This window comes from Bifidobacterium oedipodis (assembly GCF_012932425.1).
GTDB classification, from domain to species: Bacteria; Actinomycetota; Actinomycetes; order Actinomycetales; family Bifidobacteriaceae; genus Bifidobacterium; species Bifidobacterium oedipodis.
Window position 1 is genome coordinate 285,097 of record NZ_JAAIII010000004.1, and the last position, 20,510, is coordinate 305,606.

A 20,510-nucleotide genomic window follows, 5' to 3' on the forward strand; every position below is an offset into this window, starting at 1 on the left:
TAGTAACTGGTTACCATCACTGACGCAACGAAGGAATGTCTCACACGCTTCGCTATACCAGCGCAATCATTCAATGCGCCGATTGTGAAAATTGCGGGTCAACGCTCCCCTACGGCGGTTGCGCCGAATCGGAACATGGTCGTCACCAGCGCTGCGAGCAGTCCCCATAGGCCGGGCGCAAACAGCAACAGCATGCTGCCGACAAGAGGAATTCTTGAGAGCATCGCCACAACAATCAACAGAAACAGCCAAGTCAGCGGTACATACACCTTGCGGGCCACGACGACCAGCATGGCAGCCATATATTCCCGCAGCGAAAGTACAGTGCCGTGAGGTGTTGTGGGTTCGGTTGCGGCCGACGCCATCAGCAGTACCGCCATCAGCATGGCAAGGGCCACAGCCGGCACAAACACAGAAGGAGCGGTGCCAAACAACGCAATGTCATAAGCCACGAATAGTTCCGCCACAGACGCGATAGCCCAAACCAATATCTGTCCGCGCGAAGCCTGCCGAATCGATGCGAAGAACGTGCGCGTCAGATGCCCGGGGTATCCGCGCTCTGCCAGTACGGCACGACTGGCAGCGAATATGGCCGTCAGGCCTGGTCCGATTGGGATTAAGGACAGCACGCCCAACCAGACGGCCACATGCGTGGGCTGCCATCCCACCAGTAGGATGAAGGCCACCTGCGGCAGCAGGAACAGCCACCCCAGTACAGCGATGACGAACACCGCCCATACGTTCAGCAGCGTCTGCGATACTGCGGAATCATAGGAAAGCACACCCAGTAATTTGCCACCGGTTTTGGCGAAAACGCCATTGCTCCCGGATTGCTTGTTCATCGCGACCATCATGCGCCCATCCTTTCTATACAACAAGCGCCGTCATCCTCGCGGGGGGCTGCCGGCGCTTACGTTGATTACTACATGGCCAATTCAGCCCTTGACCGCTCCGACTGCCATACCCTTGATGAAGTAGCGTTGGAAGGCGGCGAAGATGATCAGAGACGGAATCAGCGAGATGATGGCACCCGCATAGATCAGCTCCCATTGTGAAGTGAGCAGGCCGACCATGCGGTTGATTGCCACGTTGATTGTGCCAGCGGACGACGCGTCCAGCATCACCAGCGGGATGAAGAAGTCGTTCCAGAAGCTCAGCGCGTTGGTGATCACGAAGGCCGAGGTCACCGGCATCAGCATCGGGAACACAATCTGCCAGAAGATGCGCAGACGTCCAGCACCGTCCAAGGATGCGGCCTCTTCGAGCGACACCGGCACGCCTTTGAGGAACGAGCAATACAGCAGAATGCCGAAGCCAGCGGCACCACCCAAGTGAACCAGGATCACGGCCCACAGGTCGCCGTAGATTCCGATGGCGTTGAACATACGCACCAGCGGGATCATACGCACTTGGAACGGAATCATCAGCCCCGACAGGAACAGCAGGTAGAGGAATCCAGAGGCCTTGCCACCGATGCGTTCGACGCCATAGGCGGCCATCGGCAGGATGATGATCAGGATGGCGAGGGAGATCACAGTGATGAACAAGGTGTTGAACGTAGCCCCGAGGAAGTCGGTGTCCTGGAACAGGCGCACATAGTTCTCCCAATGCCATACGGTGGGCATGCCCATCGGGTCTATGGTGATTTCGGCGTAGGTGCGGAAGGATTGCAGGAACGCGTAAAACACCGGGAAGGCGACGATACAGAACAGCACTGCAGTGACCAGCATGCATACGCCCTCGCCAAGAGTGAATTTCTCCTTGACTTTCTTGTCCTTCTTTTTCGAGGCGCGAATGGCCTTCGACGAAACAGTTGTGGCACTCATTGCTGAATCTCCCTGCTACGCATGTACTTGTTGGTAATCAATGTCGTGATCATCACCACGATGAACAGGATCACGGCGGCGGCCGAACCGAAGCCAGCACGGTATTCACCGAAGCCGAGTCGGTAGATGAAGAAGGCCATAGTCTCGGACACAAAGCCTGGGCCACCACCGGTGAGCACCATCACCTGATCGAAAATCACCCAGCCGCCGATCAACGCCAGCGTGAAGTTCACAGTGACTGATCCGGCAAGCATCGGCCAGGTCACATGGCGGAACACCTGCAGGCCATTGGCGCCATCCACTTCGGCGGCTTCAACGAGCTCCTGCGGTACCGACTGCAGATTCGACAGGTAGATCAGCGTGGTGTTGCCACCCAACGTGAAGCAGATGAGGAACAACAGCACCCAGATGATGTGCTTTGAATCGCCAAGCCAGTCATGAGCGAGGCTGTCGAGCCCCATTTTGGTCAAGATCTCGTTAACTGCGCCGAAGTTGGAGTTAAGCATGTACTTCCAGATCGTGGAGACAATGAACGCGCTGACCAGCGACGGCAGATACACGATAGTGCGGAAGAAGCCCGCGAAATGCTTGATATGGTCGAGCAGCAGGGCTACCGCCAGAGAGATGACGTTGATGATGAACGCCGAGCCGATGCCGAGGATCAGGGTGTTTTTGGTGGAGTTCCAGAATCGGCCGGAGCCGATGATTTCCTGATAATTACGCAACCCGACGTAGTCGTATTTGGCGGAGATGCCGTCGTAATTGGTGAAGCTGAGCTGAATGGACTGCAGGGACGGGAAAATCACGATCCACAGAAACAGCACCAGCATCGGCAGCGTGAACAGGAACATCATCAGTTTGTTGCGACGAGCCTGGGCATGAATCGCATTATGTGAGGCACCTGATGTGCCACGACGTACGGTAGCCACTGTTGTATTTCTCCTTATGCGTGACATTCGCCGCCGGAGGGGCCTAAGCAGGAGGCTGCGAACCTCTCCAGCGGCGAGTATCAGCTAATCGATTGCGTCAGAACCATTCAGTTCTGTGCGGGAACGTCCTTCGCGAACTCGGCTTTCAGCTCGGCGATGGTGGTGTCAAGATCCTTCTGGTTGTCCTGATAGGCCACGCGAGCCTGACGGAAGAAGGAGTTGAAGGATGAGAAGGTGCCCTCAGTAGGAGACTCGTTCGAAATCCACTTCAGCTTCGGGTTCTTCAACAGATTGAAGTAATCCTCCGAACCGGGGATGGATTCGTTGCGCGTCACCTTGTCAGAATCCTTGATATTGGCGGAGATGGTGCCGGACTGCTCAACGACGTTGGAGCCTTCCACGGAATAGAAATATTTGAGGAAGTCCACGCCGAGGTCGTAGGTGCCGTTCTCCTTGGACTGTGCGGACAGCGCCAGACCGGTGGAGGTATCGCCCACGGCGTTCTTCACGACGTTCAAGTTGCCTTCTTCATCGGGGATCAGGAACATGCCGGCGTTGAAATCGGACTTGACCTTGTTGATGTCCTTCAGGCGGCCGAGGCCGGCGGAGGTGGTGGCCATCACGGTTTTGCCGGTGACCAGCAATGTGGTGGTCTGGGCATCCTGCGTGGACTGCCAGCCGGACAGCACGTAGTTGTCGATAAGCATCTTGACCTTTTCCATCGGTTCCTTCAGCTCATCGAGAGAAGCCTTGCCATTGGCGACATCCATCCAATAGCCGCCATGTTCGGCGGAATGCTTGGCGAACACGGAGTTGGCGATAGGCTTGAAGATTTGGTCGGACGGCCAGTTTTCAGCCGCAGCAGTGGCAAGCGGGGTGTCACCGTTAGCTTTAATGTCATCCATGAGCTTGATGAATTCGTCCCATGTGGTCGGAACTTCGAGATCATGCTCGTTGAAGTAATCCTTGTTGTAGACGATGTTGATGCCGATCTCACCGTTGTTGGCGGAGCTCGGCACCAGATACACATTGCCGTCGGAGTAAGGGGCATAGGCGTCGTCCTGCAGCAGATCGGTGACCTCGGAAGGAATCGGGGCGAGCTTGCCGGCCTTAGCATAGGTGGTGTAATCGCGCATATCCACGATGGTGGGCCAATTGTTCGTGGCATCCATGGTCTTCATAGCGGTGGCGTAGTCGGAGCCGGCGGTCAGAGGCTCAGCAACAACCGTGCCCATTGTGCTTTGCTTGTTGTAAGCATCAACAACAGCCTTGACCGTGGCGTTCCAGGTTTCGTCGCCTGTGGCATAGAGGAACCGTGCCGTCTTGCCGCCATTCGCATCCCCGCTCGATGCGGTTTTGCTGCCGGCACCGCATGCGGCGACACCGCACAGGGCAGCGACCGCGCTTACCGCAGCAATGGCACGCTTCACATTTCTTGCGAATCCGTAAGTCATGTTTTCTCCTTTGATTTACCCCATCATTGGGCTGTTGCGACTTGGAAGATACCTTCGCGTTCCTGATTCGCTCAATATCACTTGCGCCAACCAGTGTAGCAACCGGTTTCTTTTTGCTTACATAAGATAGATTAAACCCTAAGAACAGCTAAAGTCAAACTCAGAACTAAAAAATAGTAAACGGTTACTATATGTGGACGCTAAAACCTAGTGTTTTTGGCGTAAATAAGCCACTATGCCTGCGACACGCCGAAATCTATGCCTCAGCCATCCCTAACGGGCATGACCGGCCACCGCAGGCAGAGTTTCCCTAGGAAAAGGCAACGAATCCGACGTATCAACCCTGCATCTTGCGCAGGCGCGGCTCAGCAGATTCCTTGGCACCGGTGATGCGGTACACATCGAACACACCATCGATTTTGCGCACGGCGGCCAGCAGCGAATTCAAATGCTGCGGATCGGCCATCTCGAAGCTGAACTGGCTAGTGGCCACACGGTCGGAGCCAGTGGCGATGGTACCGGAGATGATGTTCACGCCGTGGTCGGAGAGCACGCGCGTCACATCGCTGAGCAGATTGCGCCGATCCAAAGCCTCGACCTGAATCTTGACCATGAACAGGCCCTTAGTGCTGGTCCACTCCACCTCGACCACGCGTTCGGGCTGCTTGGCCTTCAAATCGATCATGTTCTGGCAGTCGGTGCGATGCACGGACACGCCCTGATTGCGGGTGATGAAGCCAAGAATCTGATCGCCGGGCACCGGCATGCAGCAGCGAGCCAGTTTGATCCACACATCGCCCACGCCCTTGACGGATACGCCGGTGGACGAGCTGGAAGCCTTACGCTCCACGGGCTTGAGCGGCAGAACCTCCTGCTCAACCTCTTCATCCACTTCATCCGCACCCGCATCCTTGACCAGATGCGAGATCACATTCTGCGTGGAAATCTGCCCGTCGCCGATGGCGGCGAACACGGCTTCGGCGTTCGGGAAGTTCAAATCGACTGCCACGCCAACCAATGCCTCTGGCGTCAGCAACGTGTTGATTGGCAGGCTGCGCTTGCGCATTGCGCGCGTCAGTTCGTCGCGGCCTTCTTCAATGGCTTCGGTGCGACGTTCCTTGGAGAACCATTGACGGATCTTGTTGCGTGCCTTGGGGCTTTTCACAAAGCTCAGCCAGTCGCGCGAGGGGCCGGCGGTGTCTGATTTGGAGGTCAGAATCTCCACGGTGTCGCCGTTGTCGAGCTTGGTGTCGAGCGGCACCAAACGTCCGTTGACGCGTGCGCCCATCGTGCGGTGGCCGACTTCGGTGTGCACGGCATAGGCGAAATCAACCGGCGTGGCCGCTGCGGGCAGGGAGACGATTTTGCCCTTCGGGGTGAACACATACACCTCGGAGGAACCCAGATCCTCCTTAAGGGATCCAAGGAATTCGTTGGAGTCCGGAGTTTCACTGGTCCAATCGGCAAGCTGCTGAATCCACTTGAGGTTGTCGGCCTCGCTGAGCTCCTGATTGTTTTCGTCACGTTTGCGATCGGCTTTATCCGGCGAACTCAACGCGCGCCCGGCCTGACCGTTCGCCTTGTACTTCCAGTGCGCGGCGATGCCGAATTCGGCTCGGCGATGCATATCCCACGTGCGGATCTGAATTTCGACGGGCTTGCCGCCGGGGCCAACCACTGTGGTGTGCAGCGACTGGTACATGTTGAGCTTGGGCATGGCGATGTAGTCTTTGAACCGGCCGGGCACCGGATTCCATCGCGCATGCACGGCACCAAGCGCCGCATAGCAGTCCTGAATCGTGTCGACGATGATGCGCACGCCCACCAGGTCATAGATGTTGGCGAAATCATGGCCGCGCACAATCATCTTCTGATAAATCGAGAAGTAGTCCTTCGGGCGTCCGGTCACATACGCTTTGATGTTCTGCTCGTCGAGATCCTCGTTGATTTCGGCCAGAATCTGCTTGAGATACACATCGCGCTGGCCTGCGCGACGAGCCACCAACACCACGATTTCGTTGTAGATCTTGGGATAGAGCACTTTGAAGCTCAGTTCCTCAAGCTCCGTTTTGATGGCGTTCATGCCGAGGCGATTGGCCAACGGCGCATACACGTCGAGGGTTTCGCGTGCTTTCTTCTGTGCCGAGGAAGTTTTCACATAACGCCAGGTGCGGGCGTTGTGCACGCGGTCGGCAAGCTTGACCACCAGCGTGCGCACGTCGCGGCTCATGGCCACCACAAGCTTGCGGATGGTTTCGGCTTGTGCCGAATCACCCACCTCCAGCTGGCTCAGCTTGGTAACGCCGTCAACGAGGCCGGCCACGGTGTCACCGAATTCAGCGCGGCATTCATCCAACGTGTAATCCGTGTCTTCCACGGTGTCGTGCAGCAGACCTGCAGCTACGACAACCGGCCCCATACCAAGGTCGGCGAGGATTTGGGAGACGGCGAGCGGGTGGATGATGTACGGCTCGCCAGATTTGCGCCGCTGCACACAATGCTGGATGACGGCACGCCGATAGGCCCGGTCAAGAATGGTGAGATCCTCACCTGGATGATGCGATTCGCACACCTTCTTGATCGGCTCAAGCGGGTTGAGCGGATCAGCGCTGATCTCACAGCCCAGCTTGCGCGCGGCATACTGCCCGCCTTCGTTCTCGCTCATGCCGTCACCTCCCTCGTGTGAAGCTTATTGTACGCCAGTCGAGCCGAAGCCGCGTTCCGCACGATCGGAACCCGGCAATGTCTCAGCCGGAATAAACCGCGCTTCGACATATCGCTGGATAACCAACTGCGCGATGCGATCGCCCGGATGGAACACGGCCGTATGCTGCGGATCCAAGTTGATCAACGGCACTTTGATTTCGCCGCGATATCCGGCGTCCACAGTACCGGGCGCGTTGAGCACGGTCACGCCCTGTTTGGCGGCAAGGCCCGAGCGCGGGTGGACCAACGCCACATAGCCTGCCGGCAGTGCGATGGCCACACCGGTGGGCACAAGCGCGCGTTCGAAGGGCTTGAGCGTCACGTCAACGGTGGTGATCAGGTCGGCACCGGCATCGCCCGCATGGGCGTAATGCAGTTGGGCCAGATGCTCGGGGTCAAGGGACTTGACCAGAACCTCGGTGGATTCGGGCTCATTGTAGGCTTCGTCGAACGCCATCAGGCGGCGCACTCCTCACACACCGGCTGACCGTCTTCATCCATGTAGGCAAGCTGGCTGCGGTGTTTGACCAGGAAGCACTGGGAGCAGATGAATTCGTCGCCCTGCATCGGGATCACAGTCACCGAGGAATCCTCGTTACTCAGATCCGCGCCGGGCAGCTCGTAATCCTCGGCAATGGCGTTCTCATCGTCGTCGATGTCGCTGGACGAGCTCTGCGCGGACTTGCCCAAAGCCTGCAGCGATTCCTCGTCCTCATCCTTATTGCGGGGGGAATCATAATCCTGAGCCATTTCAAGATCCTTTCGTCTCATTCCTTACGGCTGGCCGCTAGGATTGTAGCGTCGTACTCGCCCATAGGATACACGATTTGAAATACCCGTAAAGTTCGACACGTGGGGCATACTTAAAGAAGTACGTTATTTTTCAGGAAAGTGGGGCGCACATGCCACAGGATCGGCCCGAGGTAGCCCGTTTCTCGCGCGTGGGCGAGACCGGTGATCTGCTGTTCTGCGTAGACGGTCGCACTTTCGCCGTCACCGTGGACGATACGCTGGAACGTGCCATTTTGGAGGCCAAGCAGGTCAAAAGCGAAACGCAGCCTCAATATCAGCCGCGTCAGCAGTCGTCGCTGCCCATTTCGCAGATTCAGTCGCTGATTCGCGCCGGCGCGAATCCTGCGAAGGTGGCTGAGAAGTATCAGCTGAGTGAAGCGTTGGTCAGGCGTTTCTCTTCGGCGGTGGAAACCGAAAAACAGTACGCCATCGAACAGTTTTTGACGGTGCCCGCGCCCAAGGGCAGCAGAGTGCGCACCGTATCCGAGCTGGTGGAGCGCACGTTGGCGGCGGCGTCAATCGGTATGGAATCGGTGACGTGGAAGGCCACGCGCCGAGGATTGGAACCGTGGCGCATCGTGGCGCAGTTCACTTCCGCAGGTCGTGAGATTCACGCCGAATGGACATGGAATATGCATGACAATTCCGTGGTGTGCTTGAACAATACCGCACGCAAGCTGTTGGGCGAGCAGGGGCTCAAAACCGATGCCGGTTCCCCGCAGGGTGCCGCCGCGCAACTGCCGGGCGATTCCGTGCGGTCAGCGCGTATCGAGCGCACGGTGTCGGCTTGGTCCGCCGCACTGCCGAACCCGCATCCCTCGCCGTCGGCACCGATTGTTCCGTTGGCACGTCATGAAACGCCGCATGCCACTACCACCGGTTCAATGCCGCCTATTGAATTGCCGACTACCGGCTCCATTCCGGTTACGACGGCTGTGACAGACTCCGCACACTCCCCTGCGGCTCAAGCACAGCAGGATTCCGCTGCTGCCGGCGCGGCTCCTGGCACAACTTCCGGCGCGGAATCATCAACTAACACATCGGAACAGTCCGCATCTGCACAATCGACTGGCACCAGTGCCGACGATCCTGCCAAAACGCAGCAGCCGGCCAGCAAACCGGCCAAGCGCAGATCCGGGCGTTCGGCGGTGCCCAGTTGGGACGAAATCCTGTTCGGCGACTGATTCCAAACCGAACGAGATGTTGAACATTGAACCGTTCCGAGCCGGTTAGAGCCGGTTCGGAACGGTTCAGGCCAGATCAGACCCATTCAGGCCACATCAATCAGGCAGGGAATGTCCATTTCCAGCATGGTTTGGGATCCATGCACACTGGGCAGATGCGTCGCCTTGTCGCTTTGCGTGCGCGAATCGACAATGGTAACCGCACCAGAGGCCTGCACAATCACATCGCCAAGCATCGGGACAACGCGATCGCACACCGGTCCGAATACTCCGTCGGCAATCGCCTGTTCTTTGGTTCGCACCAGAGCCCGCTCCCCCAAACATTCATGCCAACGCGAAGCCAGGGCCTGCGGATCCTCATCATTTTCGGCATACAGCATCACCGATCTGGGCTCACCGCCCACCAGACGCACCCCCTGCGCCAACGTGGGATCCTCGGCGATGTCGATGCGCTGATCCATATCGGTCTGTACCATGCCATGGTCAGCCACGATCACAATCAGCGTGCCTTTGGGAGCACTGCGTTTGAGCAAACCAAGCTGCGCATCAATGCGTTCAAAAGCGCCCACCCATTGTTCGGAATTCCAACCATAGTTATGGCCGACCTTGTCAGCGTCGCGAATATACAGGTAGGTCAGTCCGGGTTCACGGGCGGCGCGGGCGGCAGCCAGCACACGATCACGCGGCGTGACCTTGGCTATATAACTGGGCCCGCGCAACGCAGCCTCGGTTAGTGGCGAATCCTTGAATTTCGCCAAACCGCAGCTGGTGACGCGCACCTGCTGCGCGGCCAGCGCCTCGAATATGGTGGGTTCGCGCTGCAAATCCTGCGGCGGCACCATGGGCGGCAACACCGTTCGATTATTGGGTTTAGGCTGCAGCGGATCCTTGAACTGAATGAGCTGGATGAGCTTGCCACTGGCCGGATCAAGTTGCGTATAACCGGCCATACCGGTCAGCCCAGGGCAGGTGCCGGTGCCGAAACTGGCCATCGCCGCCACAGTGGTGCTCGGCGCACAGGTGGCGATCGGACGGCGATTCGCACTATCACGCATCAGCGAGCGCAAATATGGCGCATGACCGAGGCGCATGGCGAGATTCCAGTAGCCCAGTCCATCCACCAGCACCACAATGGCGGATTGTGCATCGGGCAATCCAAGTGCATTCTGCGCGGCTTGGGGATCGTGGTGTACAGCGGTAGGCACCGGATGCCCTATGGCCGAGGTGATTGCCGGTAACACGGCAGACAGATGCAGGGAACCGCCGAGAACAGTTTGCTCAGAATATTGTGGCTGATAGCCGCCCTGATCGCCTTGCTTGGTGCGAGGATCCTCGTCCCCGTATGTCACGGTGGGTATCAATCGCAGCAATTCGGCCATATCCGGCGTCTCAACACTCATAATCCACCATTCAAGCACCACCCATGACGCAAGGATCGCGTTCATGATGCCGCTTATGCGATAAGCGAGTTTATGGGATTCGCTAGAATGGGCCGGGTTTTATCGGATAAAGGGAGTTTCATGGCAGCACACCGCAAGTCCTCCGCACAAGCCTACGATCCGCGTACGGTCAAGGAACGCATCGTCGAGACGCCGTTGGGCGAGGAGATGAGCAAATCGTTCCTTGAATATGCCTATTCGGTGATTTACGCGCGCGCTCTGCCCGATGCGCGCGATGGTTTGAAGCCCGTGCAGCGCCGTATCGTCTATCAGATGGGCGAAATGAACCTGACTCCCGATCGCCCGTACATGAAGTCGGCCCGTGTGGTCGGCGAGGTGATGGGTAAGCTCCATCCGCACGGCGATTCCGCCATTTATGAGGCCATGGTGCGCCTTGCCCAGCCGTTCGCTATGCGACTGCCGCTGGTGGACGGCCACGGCAACTTCGGCTCGTTGGATGATGGTCCCGCAGCCTCCCGATACACCGAAGCCAGGCTTGGGCCTGCCGCGCTCGGCATGAATGCCGACATCGATGAGGATACCGTCGATTTCACGCCGAATTATGACAACAAGCTCAAGGAACCGACCGTGCTGCCGGCCGCCATTCCGAACTTGTTGGTCAATGGTGGTTCGGGCATTGCCGTGGGTATGGCCACGAATCTTGCCACTCATAATCTGTGCGAAGTGGTGAATGCCGCCAAATATCTGATGGCTCATCCGGATGCTTCGCTGGAGCAGTTGATGCGCTATGTGCCCGGCCCCGACTGGCCGACCGGTGGCATCATTCTCGGCCGTGATGGCATTCGCGAAGCCTATGCCACCGGGCGCGGTACATTGACCACGCGCGCCGCCACGCATATCGAACATGTCACCGCCCGCAAACAGGCCATTGTGGTGACCGAATTGCCGTATATGGTCGGTCCGGAAAAAGTCATCGAACGCATTTCCGACGGTGTGAAGAACCGTAAACTTGAAGGCATTTCTGGCGCGTTCGATCTGACGGATCGTCATAATGGCACGCGCATCGTCATTGAGATCAAAACCGGTTTCGACCCGAACGCCGTGTTGGTGCAGCTGTTCAAGCACACGCCGTTGCAAGACAATTTCGCCATGAACAATGTGGCGCTGGTAGGCGGCCGCCCCCACACCATGGGCTTGAAAGAAATGCTTCAGGTGTGGATTGATCACCGCCGTCAGGTGATTCGCCGTCGCAGCGAATACCGCAAGAAGAAGGCGCAGGAACGTCTGCACTTGGTCGAAGGCCTGTTGCTGGCCTTGCTGGATATCGACGAGGTCATCCAGGTGATTCGCACTTCCGATGATGCGGATGCGGCAAAAACCCGATTAATGGCCGTTTTCGATCTGGACGAACCGCAGGCCTCCTATATTCTCGACCTGCGTCTGCGCAGACTCACTCGAATGAACCGCATCGAATTGGAGGCGGAGCGCGATGATCTCAAGCGCAAGCTTGAGGAGTTGGAACGCATTCTGTCTTCCAATGAAGAGCTGGATCGCGTGGTCACCGGCGATATGGACGCAGCCGTCACTAAATGGGGATCTCCGCGCCGCACGGTGCTACTTGACGCCGATCCAGATGGCACGATGACACCAGTGATTGCCCATGGCACCGATTCGGCTGACGTGTCCGCTTCCGCTTTGGAAGCGGTGAAGTCCGCTGCCACCATCTCGTCTGCCGCCGCCGATGTGGAGGCTGCGGCAGCCGCAGCCAAGCGAGGCGAGGAAGGTGCACTGGCCGGAGCGTTGAAGATTGAAGACGAACCATGTGTGGTGATGATGAGCGCCACCGGTTTGATTGCACGCTCCACACCGAGCGCAATGGACGTGTTCCATGCACGTTCCGTTTCGGACCATCGTGTGCCCGACGATCAGATCACCACGATCTTTGCCACATCCACCCAGGCCACCTATGGGCTGATTACCTCCGCGGGCCGCTTGGTGCTCGCGCATGTGGTTAATTTGCCCGCATTGCCTGCAAGTGATGAGCTGTCGTTGGCCGGTGGTGTGAACGCCGATGAGCTGATTGGGCAGACGCAGTCCACCGATCCGATTATCGGCGAGCATGTGGTCGCTGCAATCGCTATGTCTGCGGCTTCCACAGCCGATGGCGATGACAGCGATAACAGTGATGGGGCGCACACCGACGCGCTTGCCTCGCTGGCGATTGGTACGCGCAATGGCGTGGTCAAGCGGTGGAATCGTGAAGCCCCCACCACTATGGACTCCTGGTCCGTGATTGATCTGAAGGACGGCGACGAAGTGGTGTTCGCTGCCACGGCCAACGATGAGGATCGTCTGGTATTCGTCTCCTCGGATTCCTCGCTGCTCACCTTCGATGCGAAGAATGTGCGCCCGCAGGGCCGCACGGCCGGAGGCATGGCCGGCATCAAACTTGCGGACGGTGCACGCGTGCTAGCGTTCAACGTGGTGCCCGCTGGCAAGGTGGCATGGACCTATGAGGAGGGCGAGAACGGCTTGACCTCGGGTTCGGGTGCCGTGGTGCTTACGGTGGCCGGGGATTCCGAAGCGTTGCCGGGCACGGAGAACGGTGCCGCCAAGGTCACTCCGCTGGAGATGTATCCGACCAAGGGACGCGCCACCGGTGGCGTGCGTTCGCAGCGTTTCCTCAAAGGCCAGGATTCATTGATTCTGGCCTGGGTCGGCGTCTACCCGCTGCGTGCCTCCACCGATGCCGGATCCCCGGTCGAGCTGCCCAAGCCGGATATGCGTCGCGATGGTTCCGGAACCGACTTGGCCTCCCCCATCGCCTTCATCGGCTGACATAAGGTTATGCGATGGCCTTGGCTGATCCTCAATGAAGGACCGGCCAAGGCCATCGCTATCTGTAAAGTCCGATCACCGAATATCGCTTAATAGGAAAAGCAGTTTCAGCGAAAACCCATTATCATTCGCTCTGCAACTTAAGATTGTTTGTCATCTCATACCATTCGGCGATACCGCTGTGATCGTCTTTCTCATGGCCATGAGCTTTAAGCGACTGCAAGATCTCCATCGCAAGCGCGGTGAACGGAGCGGAGACATTCACACCATGTGACGTATCAAGCGCATTCTGCAGATCCTTGATGTGCAATTCGATACGGAAGCCCGGAGCGAAATCGCCATCAAAAATCTTCTGCGATTTCTGATCCATCACCACGCTGCCAGCTAAACCCGAGCGGATGGCCTGGTACACGTTCTCCGGTGCCACGCCCGCCTTCTTGGCCAGCGAATACGCTTCGGACACGGCGGCGATATTCACGGCCACAATCATCTGATTAGCGAGTTTGGTGATATTGCCGGCACCCACGCCACCTACCAAAGTTACTGTGGAGGCCATAGTGTTGAGCAGTGCCTCATACTTATCGAATACGGTCTGTTCGCCTCCGACCATCACGGCGATGGTGCCATCGATGGCTTTGGGTTCACCACCGGAGACCGGAGCATCCAGGAACTCGACGCCCTGTTCGGCCAGACGTTCGGCGAACTGGCGGCTGGACAACGGCGCGATGGAGCTCATATCGATTACCGCTTTGCCTGCGCTCAGTCCCTCGGCGATACCACCGGTCGAGAACAGCGCGGATTCGACATGCGGGGAATTCGGCAGCATGGTGATCACCACGTCGCTGTTTTCCGCAACCTCCCTGCCGTTGGCGGCAGCCTTGCCTCCTGCTGCCACAATGGCTTCCAAAGGCGCGGCATTGAAATCGAACGCGGTGACCTCATAGCCCGCTTTAATCACATTGAGGGCCATCGGCTTGCCCATGATGCCCAGTCCTACGAATCCAACCTTCATAGCATGTCCTTTCATTGGAATCTTTCTTTATTGCGGGAACATACCCGCAGGTTTGAGTTATGTCGGGAAACCGACCTACTGCGAACGACCGAGCAGGAATGCCCGCACCGCAGTTTCCGCAGCTATGGGGACGCTGACACGCACCCGTTGCAGACATTCGTCCAACGTCGCCGGCTGAGTAACTGCGGAGACCACTACATCGATGCCCTTCGCATACACGTCGCCCAGATCGTCCGCACGGCTGCCCACCACGGCAATCACGGGTTTGCCGTGTCGTTTGGCCAGCTTCGCCACACCAATCGGCGCTTTACCTTGAACAGATTGCGCATCCATGCGGCCTTCGCCGGTGATAACAAGATCCACATCATCGAGCGCCTGTTCCAGGCCGATAAGATCAAGCAACGTATCGATGCCGCTGGTGATGCGAGCGCCGCAGAACGCTACCAGTGCGGCTCCAAGTCCGCCGGCCGCACCCGCGCCCGGCAAACCGGAAACATCACGCCCGGTGGATTCAGTGATCAACGACGCATAGCGCTTCATCCAGCCATCGAGCATCATGACCTGATCACGCTCGATGCCTTTCTGCGGCCCGTAGACACTGACGGCACCTTCTGCGCCCACCAACGGATTGCACACATCGGTGAGCGCCACAATTTCGACGTCGGTAATACGCGAATCGATACCAGAGCAGTCGATACGGAACAGTTCGTCCAAACCCAATAGCCCACGGGAGATGGGGTTACCTTGCTCATTGAGCAAACGCACGCCCAACGCCTGAGCCATACCTGCACCGCCATCACTGGTGGCGCTGCCGCCCAACCCCACATAGATACGCTTGACATTGCAATCCAGGGCATCAAGGATGAGCTGCCCCACCCCATAGCTTGAGGCTCGCAATGCATTGCCATGATTCTGCTCGATCAATGTGATGCCGCTGGATTGAGCTACTTCAATCACCGCGGCATCGCCAATCAGACCATAGCGTGCGAACACCTCATCGCCGAGGGGACCAATGACGCGCGCGGTGCGGTATTCGCCTCCACATGCCGTGACCACAGCGGCGACGGTTCCTTCGCCCCCATCTGCGATCGCATACGCCTTCGTTACGCATTCGGGAACGACTCGACGCACACCCTGCTCCAACAGCTCCGCAATTTCGGCGCTGGAGGCCGATCCTTTGAACGAATCGCTGGCCAACAGCACGGTAAGATCGGTCATATCTCCCTCCTTTCGCTTGCCGTCTGGTGTAATCCTCCGACAAAGGAGCATTACAGATATCCGGCTTCTCTCATGGCTTGTTTCATACCTTCTAATGCGGATCCACATGTCGCCTCGGTGGGCAGTACCGACGGGCCCACATCCATTCCCAGCAAATTGGCCATGTCCTTGGTGGCCGCAGGAAAACTCGCCGCATCCTGCGACAGTCGGATGGGATTGAGCTTGAACTGCAGCTCACGGGCCTTGTCGAATTCACCAGCGACGAACGCGTCATAGATGCCGCATACCAATTCGGGGTAGATATTGGCCGTAGAGCATACCGCGCCGTCCGCGCCACAGCAGAATCCTGCATATACGACGGTATCCTTGCCAGCGAACACCTGAAAGTCGATGTCCGAAGTGCGGCGCACCAGTTCCTGCAGATTGGTGATGTTGCCTGAGGAATCCTTGATGCCGACGATATTATCCACCTCATGGGCGAGGGAGACGATCGTATCGAGCGCAATCGGATATCCGGCAAGACCTGGATTGTTGTAGATCAGCACGGCAGTATCCGGCACGGCATCCGCGATGGCCTTGAAATGACGGTACAACGCCGGTTGTGTGGGGGTGATGAACATCGGTTGCAGCACAGAGATCGCATCGATGCCAAGAGCAGCGGCCCGACGAGCCAACTCCACGTTCTGACTGGTGCGGATATGCCCCACGCCGAACATCACCGGCACACGACCTGCGGTCTCCTCAACGATCACCTTGGTGGCTTCGAGCATCTCATCGTCGGAGAACATGTAGAACTCCGAATTCGATCCGAAGGCGAGGATGCCGTCCACACCATGTTCGATGACATGGTTGACCTGTCTGCGCAGACGAGGCATGTCAATCACGCCATCGGAGGCATCGGTCACCGGCATGAGAATCGGCACGAAAATGCCGCGGAATTTCGCAACATCAACGGATGTGATCATGTTCGCAGTCTCCATAGGCGATTCATCGAACCATCGACGGGCGCTTGCCATCGAATTTCCAACCGGGGATGAGGTATTGCATGCCCACCGAATCATCGCGGGTACCGCAGTCGTTCTTCACATACAGGGTATGCGCCGCTGCGAGCGCCTCACGATTGATTTCGATGCCGAGGCCGGGCACGTTGCGGGGCACAGCGATCTCACCGCCACGAATCACCGGCGGATTCTTAGTGAGGAACTGTCCGTCCTGCCAGATCCAGTGCGTGTCAGCCGCATTAACGAAGCCAGGAGCGGCGGCGCACGCGTGGGCTACCATGGCCAGGGAGATATCGAAATGATTGTTGGAATGCACGCCCCAGGTCAGATCGAAATTGTGGCACATCTGTGCCACCTGCACGGAGCCTTGCATGGTCCAGAAATGCGGGTCGGCCAACGGGATGGACACGGAATCGAGACGGATTGCGGCCTTCATCTCACGCCAGTCAGTGGCCACCATGTTCGTGGCGGTGGGCAGGCCGGTGCGGCGATGGAATTCGGCCATCACCTCACGCGATGAGAAACGTCCCTCGGCACCGCACGGATCCTCGCAATAGGTCAGTGTTCCCACCATGTCCTTGCAGATGTCTACGGCCTCCTCCAGCGACCAGCATCCGTTGGGGTCGAGATCCATACGCGCATCCGGGAAAGCCTTCTTCAGCTCCTTGATGGCCTTGATCTCCTCATGGCCGTCGAACACACCTCCCTTGAGCTTGAAATCCTTGAATCCGTATCGCTCCTCTGCTGCACGGGCCTGCTCGACGATGGCCTCGGGCGTGAGCATCTCGTTGCGGCGGATACGACCCCACGCATCGGAATCGTCATCATCATGGATGTAGGGAAGGTCGGTTTTCGTGCGGTCGGCCACATAGAACAGGTAGCCGAGGAACCTCACCGAGTCGCGGATCTGCCCATCACCGAGCAGTGCGGCGACAGGCACATCCAGATGCTTGCCGAGAATGTCAAGCAATGCGGTCTCCACAGCCGTCTGCACATGCACAGTGGTACGCAGGTCGAACGTCTGGTCTCCACGACCTGCCTGATCAAGCGACTGATAGCGGTCGCGAATCGACTTGACCAGATTCTTGTACTGTCCGATAGGAGTGCCCACCACCATCGGCTTGATCTCTTCAAGCACCTCGGTGATCTTCGTGGAACCCGGCACCTCGGAAATGCCTTCCACTCCTTCGGAATCAGTGAGAATCACAATGTTCCTAGTGAAATACGGCCCGTGTGCGCCGGACAGATTCAGCAGCATGCTGTCGTAACCTGCGACCGGAAAGACTTCCATCTTCTCGATTGTTGCGACCATAACGTTGTTCTCCTTTGAATGGTTGTGCCGTCGATGCAGAAACGTTGTGGCTTCATTATGCGTGAATCGTGTGCTTCCCCGCCAAGGTCCAGATGCCTAAAAGAGACACGTCTTACCGGCCAAACCATGTTCTGTGTACTATGCGTAGAAGAACAACGATGCTCGGGCACCATCGAGATGAATGCAATCGATCGTCCGGTAACGAGGCAAGGAAGCAAGGAGTGCGCATGGACATTGATCCTCAAATCGCCGAAACCATCGTAGTGAACATCAAGGGCGTCATTCAGCATGAGATCAATCTATTCAACACGCATGGTCTGATTATCGCCAGCACTGACCGCTCACGCATCGGCACCTCACACGATGGTGCACGTCTGGCCGTGAGCACTAAACAAAACGTCGTCATCGATGACGAACATCAATTCGAAGGTGCACGAAATGGCATCAATGTGCCGGTATTGTTCAATGATTCGGTGGTAGCGGTTATCGGTATCACCGGTGTTCGCGAAGAGGTTGAGCCGTTTGGCAACGTCATCAAAAAGATGACGGAGATACTCATTCGCGAGAATTTGGAACAGGTCACTCGGTTCGATCAGCGTATGATGATGTCCAATCTGGTAGGCATGCTCACCATGCGACGGCATGACGCCGCCGTAACCGCTTACCTTGCCTCGGTGATGAACGTCGACTTATTGCGACCACGACGTGTTCTGGTCGGACGCCCCTGCAGCGGAGACTCGATCATAGCCTCCCAAGACGGATGGCATACCATCATCAGCACGCACCTGCGGTCTATGAGCGAAAGTTTCTTCACCGTGAACGCCACCGGATGCTGCATTCTGCTGGACGAACCGGATCAATCCGCGATCTCCGCATTCCTCCATGAACTGTCGGATGACATCAGGTCATCCACCAAATCGCCGGTTTGCTTTGGCGTGGGTACTGTTGCACCCAATGCCGACGAATATTGGCGGAGCTATGACGAGGCTGGCAAAACCGTGGACTGGCAGATATTCACGGGGCTCAACGACGTGGAATACTATGAAAATCTTGATTTCGGACTGCTGATCTCATCGTTGAATCACGAAAACGCCTCACGCTTTGTCGAGCGCATCTTCTCAGGGCTGGACGACGATGATCTCGATATGTTCCAGACCGCATTCAACGCCTATGCCAAGCACAACGGCAGTATCATCCATGCCGCCGACGAACTCTTCCTGCATAAGAACACCTTGCAGAACCGGTTGAACAAAATCGCCCGCGAAACCGGTTATAATCCACGCATTCTCAGGGAATACACCATACTGGACATCGCCTTCAAACTCCGGGATTACTTGCGATTCAAACGTCAGCAGACGATACCGCAGTATCAGGCGTGATCCGATGATGGCCGGCAAGTTCCGTTCCGCACGCCATGACGAGGACGTGCGCAACGGATCCTACCCGGCCATCATTCAATCTGGTTCGCCGCCGGTTAAGGCAGGAACACACCGGTGAGCACACCGAATGCGACTACAACGATGTTGATCAGCCACAGACGCCACCACGAGAATTTGATGTGCTCGTCGATGGTGGTGCCGGCCAAATCGGTGCCAATATACAGCTGAGGCTGGGCGATTACGGAAATCATCGAACCGAAGTTCATGAACAGGGTCACGATCACTGTCTCGGCGCCCACACCGTATTTGGCGGAAAACGCGGACACCAGCGGCATAAGCGCGTAGAACCAGGTGTCATTGGTAAACAGCAGCATCAGCGGCGTGCTGAACAGCGCGATGATGAGATAGAAGTACGGTCCGATCTGTGCCGGCACTACAGCCATCAGCGCCTGCACCATGGCTTCAAGCATGCCGCTTTCCTGCATTACGCCGACGACCACGCCCGACAACAGCACAGCCGGTGCCACGGGGAACAACGATGCTGCATATTTCTTCAGCAATTTGCCCTGTTGGCCCAAATCACGATAGTTGATGGCGAGCGCCACCACCAGGCCAAAAGCGAACACATAGTACTGCGGGATGAATTGGAATGCGATGAGGCAGAAGATTAAGAATACGGTGAGTAGCAGGTTCGCCCAGAACATGTTATGTCGTGTCAACTCGGTGTCCTTGAACTGGGCCAGCAGCTCCTCGTTGCTCACTTCGACCTTGCCTGTAAGATTCTTGCGAGACCGCAGACCATAGAAGACCGCGAATCCGATCAGCAGCACCAGCATGAACAGCTGTATGGGTACCAGCCTGAGGAACAGGGAGGTGGATGCGTTGGCATCGTCCATAAGCGAGGCCGCACGTAGAATCTTCGGGTTCCAAGGCGTATTGCACATGATCAGGATCGCCACGCAGATCAGGAACGGCAGCACGCGCTTGTCGATGCGGAACCGTTCATAGAGGGGAAGCATGAGCGGCACGGTAATGAGAAACACCGAGGTGATGGAACCGTCGAGTTCGACGATGCAGGCCACGACAATGGTGAGCACGCAAATCACTGGCGCTGACATCTTCACCCGTTTCATGATGCCTTTGACGATGTCATCGAACAGACCGGTGTCATCGATGAGCATGAAGTATGGCAGTGAGAACAGCATCATCAGCGTGATGTCGGAGGTTTTTCCAATGCCGATGCCAATCCACGAACCGATGTCTCCAATCTGTCCGCCAATGAACGGCAACGCTATCAGGGCCGCTGCGAGAGGAATGACGGTAAAGGCAAGCAGAATGCTGACTTTCTTTTTGAGGAGCACTACCGTGATGACGATCATCGTCGCGAAGCCCAGTATGGCCAGAGGGATATTCACCGGACCAGTCCTTCCATTGGAATCACTCAGCCGATTGCGACCCG

16 protein-coding genes are annotated in these 20,510 nt (G+C 57.3%); 3 read left to right on the forward strand and 13 right to left on the reverse strand.

Annotated elements, in window-relative coordinates; genetic code table 11:
* Positions 1-98: 98 nt before the first annotated feature.
* The 7 genes from G1C95_RS08130 to G1C95_RS08160 all read right to left on the reverse strand — a co-directional run bounded on the left by G1C95_RS08130 (position 99) and on the right by G1C95_RS08160 (position 7,665).
* On the reverse strand, positions 99-854 hold the full coding sequence (locus tag G1C95_RS08130) for a hypothetical protein (protein ID WP_169172442.1): 756 nt from the start codon (positions 852-854) through the stop codon (positions 99-101).
* A gap of 81 nt (positions 855-935) precedes the next feature.
* Entirely contained in the window at positions 936-1,826 is an 891-nt protein-coding gene (locus tag G1C95_RS08135) for a carbohydrate ABC transporter permease (protein ID WP_169172443.1), read from the reverse strand.
* Positions 1,823-2,755 (reverse strand): carbohydrate ABC transporter permease, encoded by a 933-nt coding sequence (locus tag G1C95_RS08140; RefSeq protein WP_205832770.1) that lies wholly within the window; start codon positions 2,753-2,755, stop codon positions 1,823-1,825. The genes G1C95_RS08135 and G1C95_RS08140 overlap by 4 nt, the downstream gene beginning before the upstream one ends.
* Positions 2,756-2,862: 107 nt before the next feature.
* Positions 2,863-4,209, reverse strand: coding sequence for an ABC transporter substrate-binding protein (locus G1C95_RS08145; protein ID WP_169172445.1), 1,347 nt, complete (start codon positions 4,207-4,209; stop codon positions 2,863-2,865).
* 337 nt (positions 4,210-4,546) lie between these two features.
* Positions 4,547-6,874, reverse strand: coding sequence for a RelA/SpoT family protein (locus tag G1C95_RS08150; protein ID WP_169172446.1), 2,328 nt, complete (start codon positions 6,872-6,874; stop codon positions 4,547-4,549).
* Positions 6,875-6,898: 24 nt separating this feature from the next.
* Complete coding sequence (gene dut / locus G1C95_RS08155; RefSeq protein WP_169172447.1) at positions 6,899-7,372, reverse strand: dUTP diphosphatase; 474 nt, start codon at positions 7,370-7,372, stop codon at positions 6,899-6,901.
* Positions 7,372-7,665, reverse strand: a complete 294-nt coding sequence (locus G1C95_RS08160) for a DUF4193 domain-containing protein (RefSeq protein WP_169172448.1) — start codon at positions 7,663-7,665, stop codon at positions 7,372-7,374. The genes dut and G1C95_RS08160 overlap by 1 nt, the downstream gene beginning before the upstream one ends.
* Positions 7,666-7,817: 152 nt before the next feature.
* Between G1C95_RS08160 and sepH the strand changes: the two genes are divergently transcribed.
* The gene (gene sepH, locus G1C95_RS08165; protein ID WP_169172449.1) at positions 7,818-8,891 is read left to right on the forward strand and encodes a septation protein SepH; all 1,074 of its coding nucleotides are present in this window, start codon (positions 7,818-7,820) and stop codon (positions 8,889-8,891) included.
* Positions 8,892-8,977: 86 nt separating this feature from the next.
* Here the strand turns inward: sepH and G1C95_RS08170 are convergent, their stop codons facing one another.
* Positions 8,978-10,291 (reverse strand): alkaline phosphatase family protein, encoded by a 1,314-nt coding sequence (locus tag G1C95_RS08170; RefSeq protein WP_169172516.1) that lies wholly within the window; start codon positions 10,289-10,291, stop codon positions 8,978-8,980.
* Positions 10,292-10,411: 120 nt separating this feature from the next.
* Here G1C95_RS08170 and G1C95_RS08175 point away from each other — a divergent pair, with 120 nt between their 5' ends.
* Positions 10,412-13,129, forward strand: coding sequence for a DNA gyrase/topoisomerase IV subunit A (locus G1C95_RS08175; protein WP_169172450.1), 2,718 nt, complete (start codon positions 10,412-10,414; stop codon positions 13,127-13,129).
* 124 nt (positions 13,130-13,253) lie between these two features.
* Here G1C95_RS08175 and garR read toward each other — a convergent pair whose 3' ends face one another.
* From garR to G1C95_RS08195, 4 genes are all read right to left on the reverse strand, one after another.
* Positions 13,254-14,141 (reverse strand): 2-hydroxy-3-oxopropionate reductase, encoded by an 888-nt coding sequence (gene garR, locus G1C95_RS08180; protein ID WP_169172451.1) that lies wholly within the window; start codon positions 14,139-14,141, stop codon positions 13,254-13,256.
* A gap of 75 nt (positions 14,142-14,216) precedes the next feature.
* A complete protein-coding gene (locus tag G1C95_RS08185; RefSeq protein WP_169172452.1) occupies positions 14,217-15,359 on the reverse strand; it encodes a glycerate kinase in 1,143 nt (380 codons plus the stop codon).
* A 50-nt stretch (positions 15,360-15,409) separates the two neighbouring features.
* Positions 15,410-16,324 (reverse strand): dihydrodipicolinate synthase family protein, encoded by a 915-nt coding sequence (locus G1C95_RS08190; RefSeq protein WP_169172453.1) that lies wholly within the window; start codon positions 16,322-16,324, stop codon positions 15,410-15,412.
* A gap of 22 nt (positions 16,325-16,346) precedes the next feature.
* A complete protein-coding gene (locus G1C95_RS08195) occupies positions 16,347-17,672 on the reverse strand; it encodes an enolase C-terminal domain-like protein (protein ID WP_169172454.1) in 1,326 nt (441 codons plus the stop codon).
* A 227-nt stretch (positions 17,673-17,899) separates the two neighbouring features.
* Here G1C95_RS08195 and G1C95_RS08200 point away from each other — a divergent pair, with 227 nt between their 5' ends.
* Complete coding sequence (locus G1C95_RS08200) at positions 17,900-19,051, forward strand: CdaR family transcriptional regulator (protein ID WP_169172455.1); 1,152 nt, start codon at positions 17,900-17,902, stop codon at positions 19,049-19,051.
* A 95-nt stretch (positions 19,052-19,146) separates the two neighbouring features.
* Here G1C95_RS08200 and G1C95_RS08205 read toward each other — a convergent pair whose 3' ends face one another.
* Positions 19,147-20,466, reverse strand: a complete 1,320-nt coding sequence (locus G1C95_RS08205) for an SLC13 family permease (protein WP_169172456.1) — start codon at positions 20,464-20,466, stop codon at positions 19,147-19,149.
* Positions 20,467-20,510: the final 44 nt, after the last annotated feature.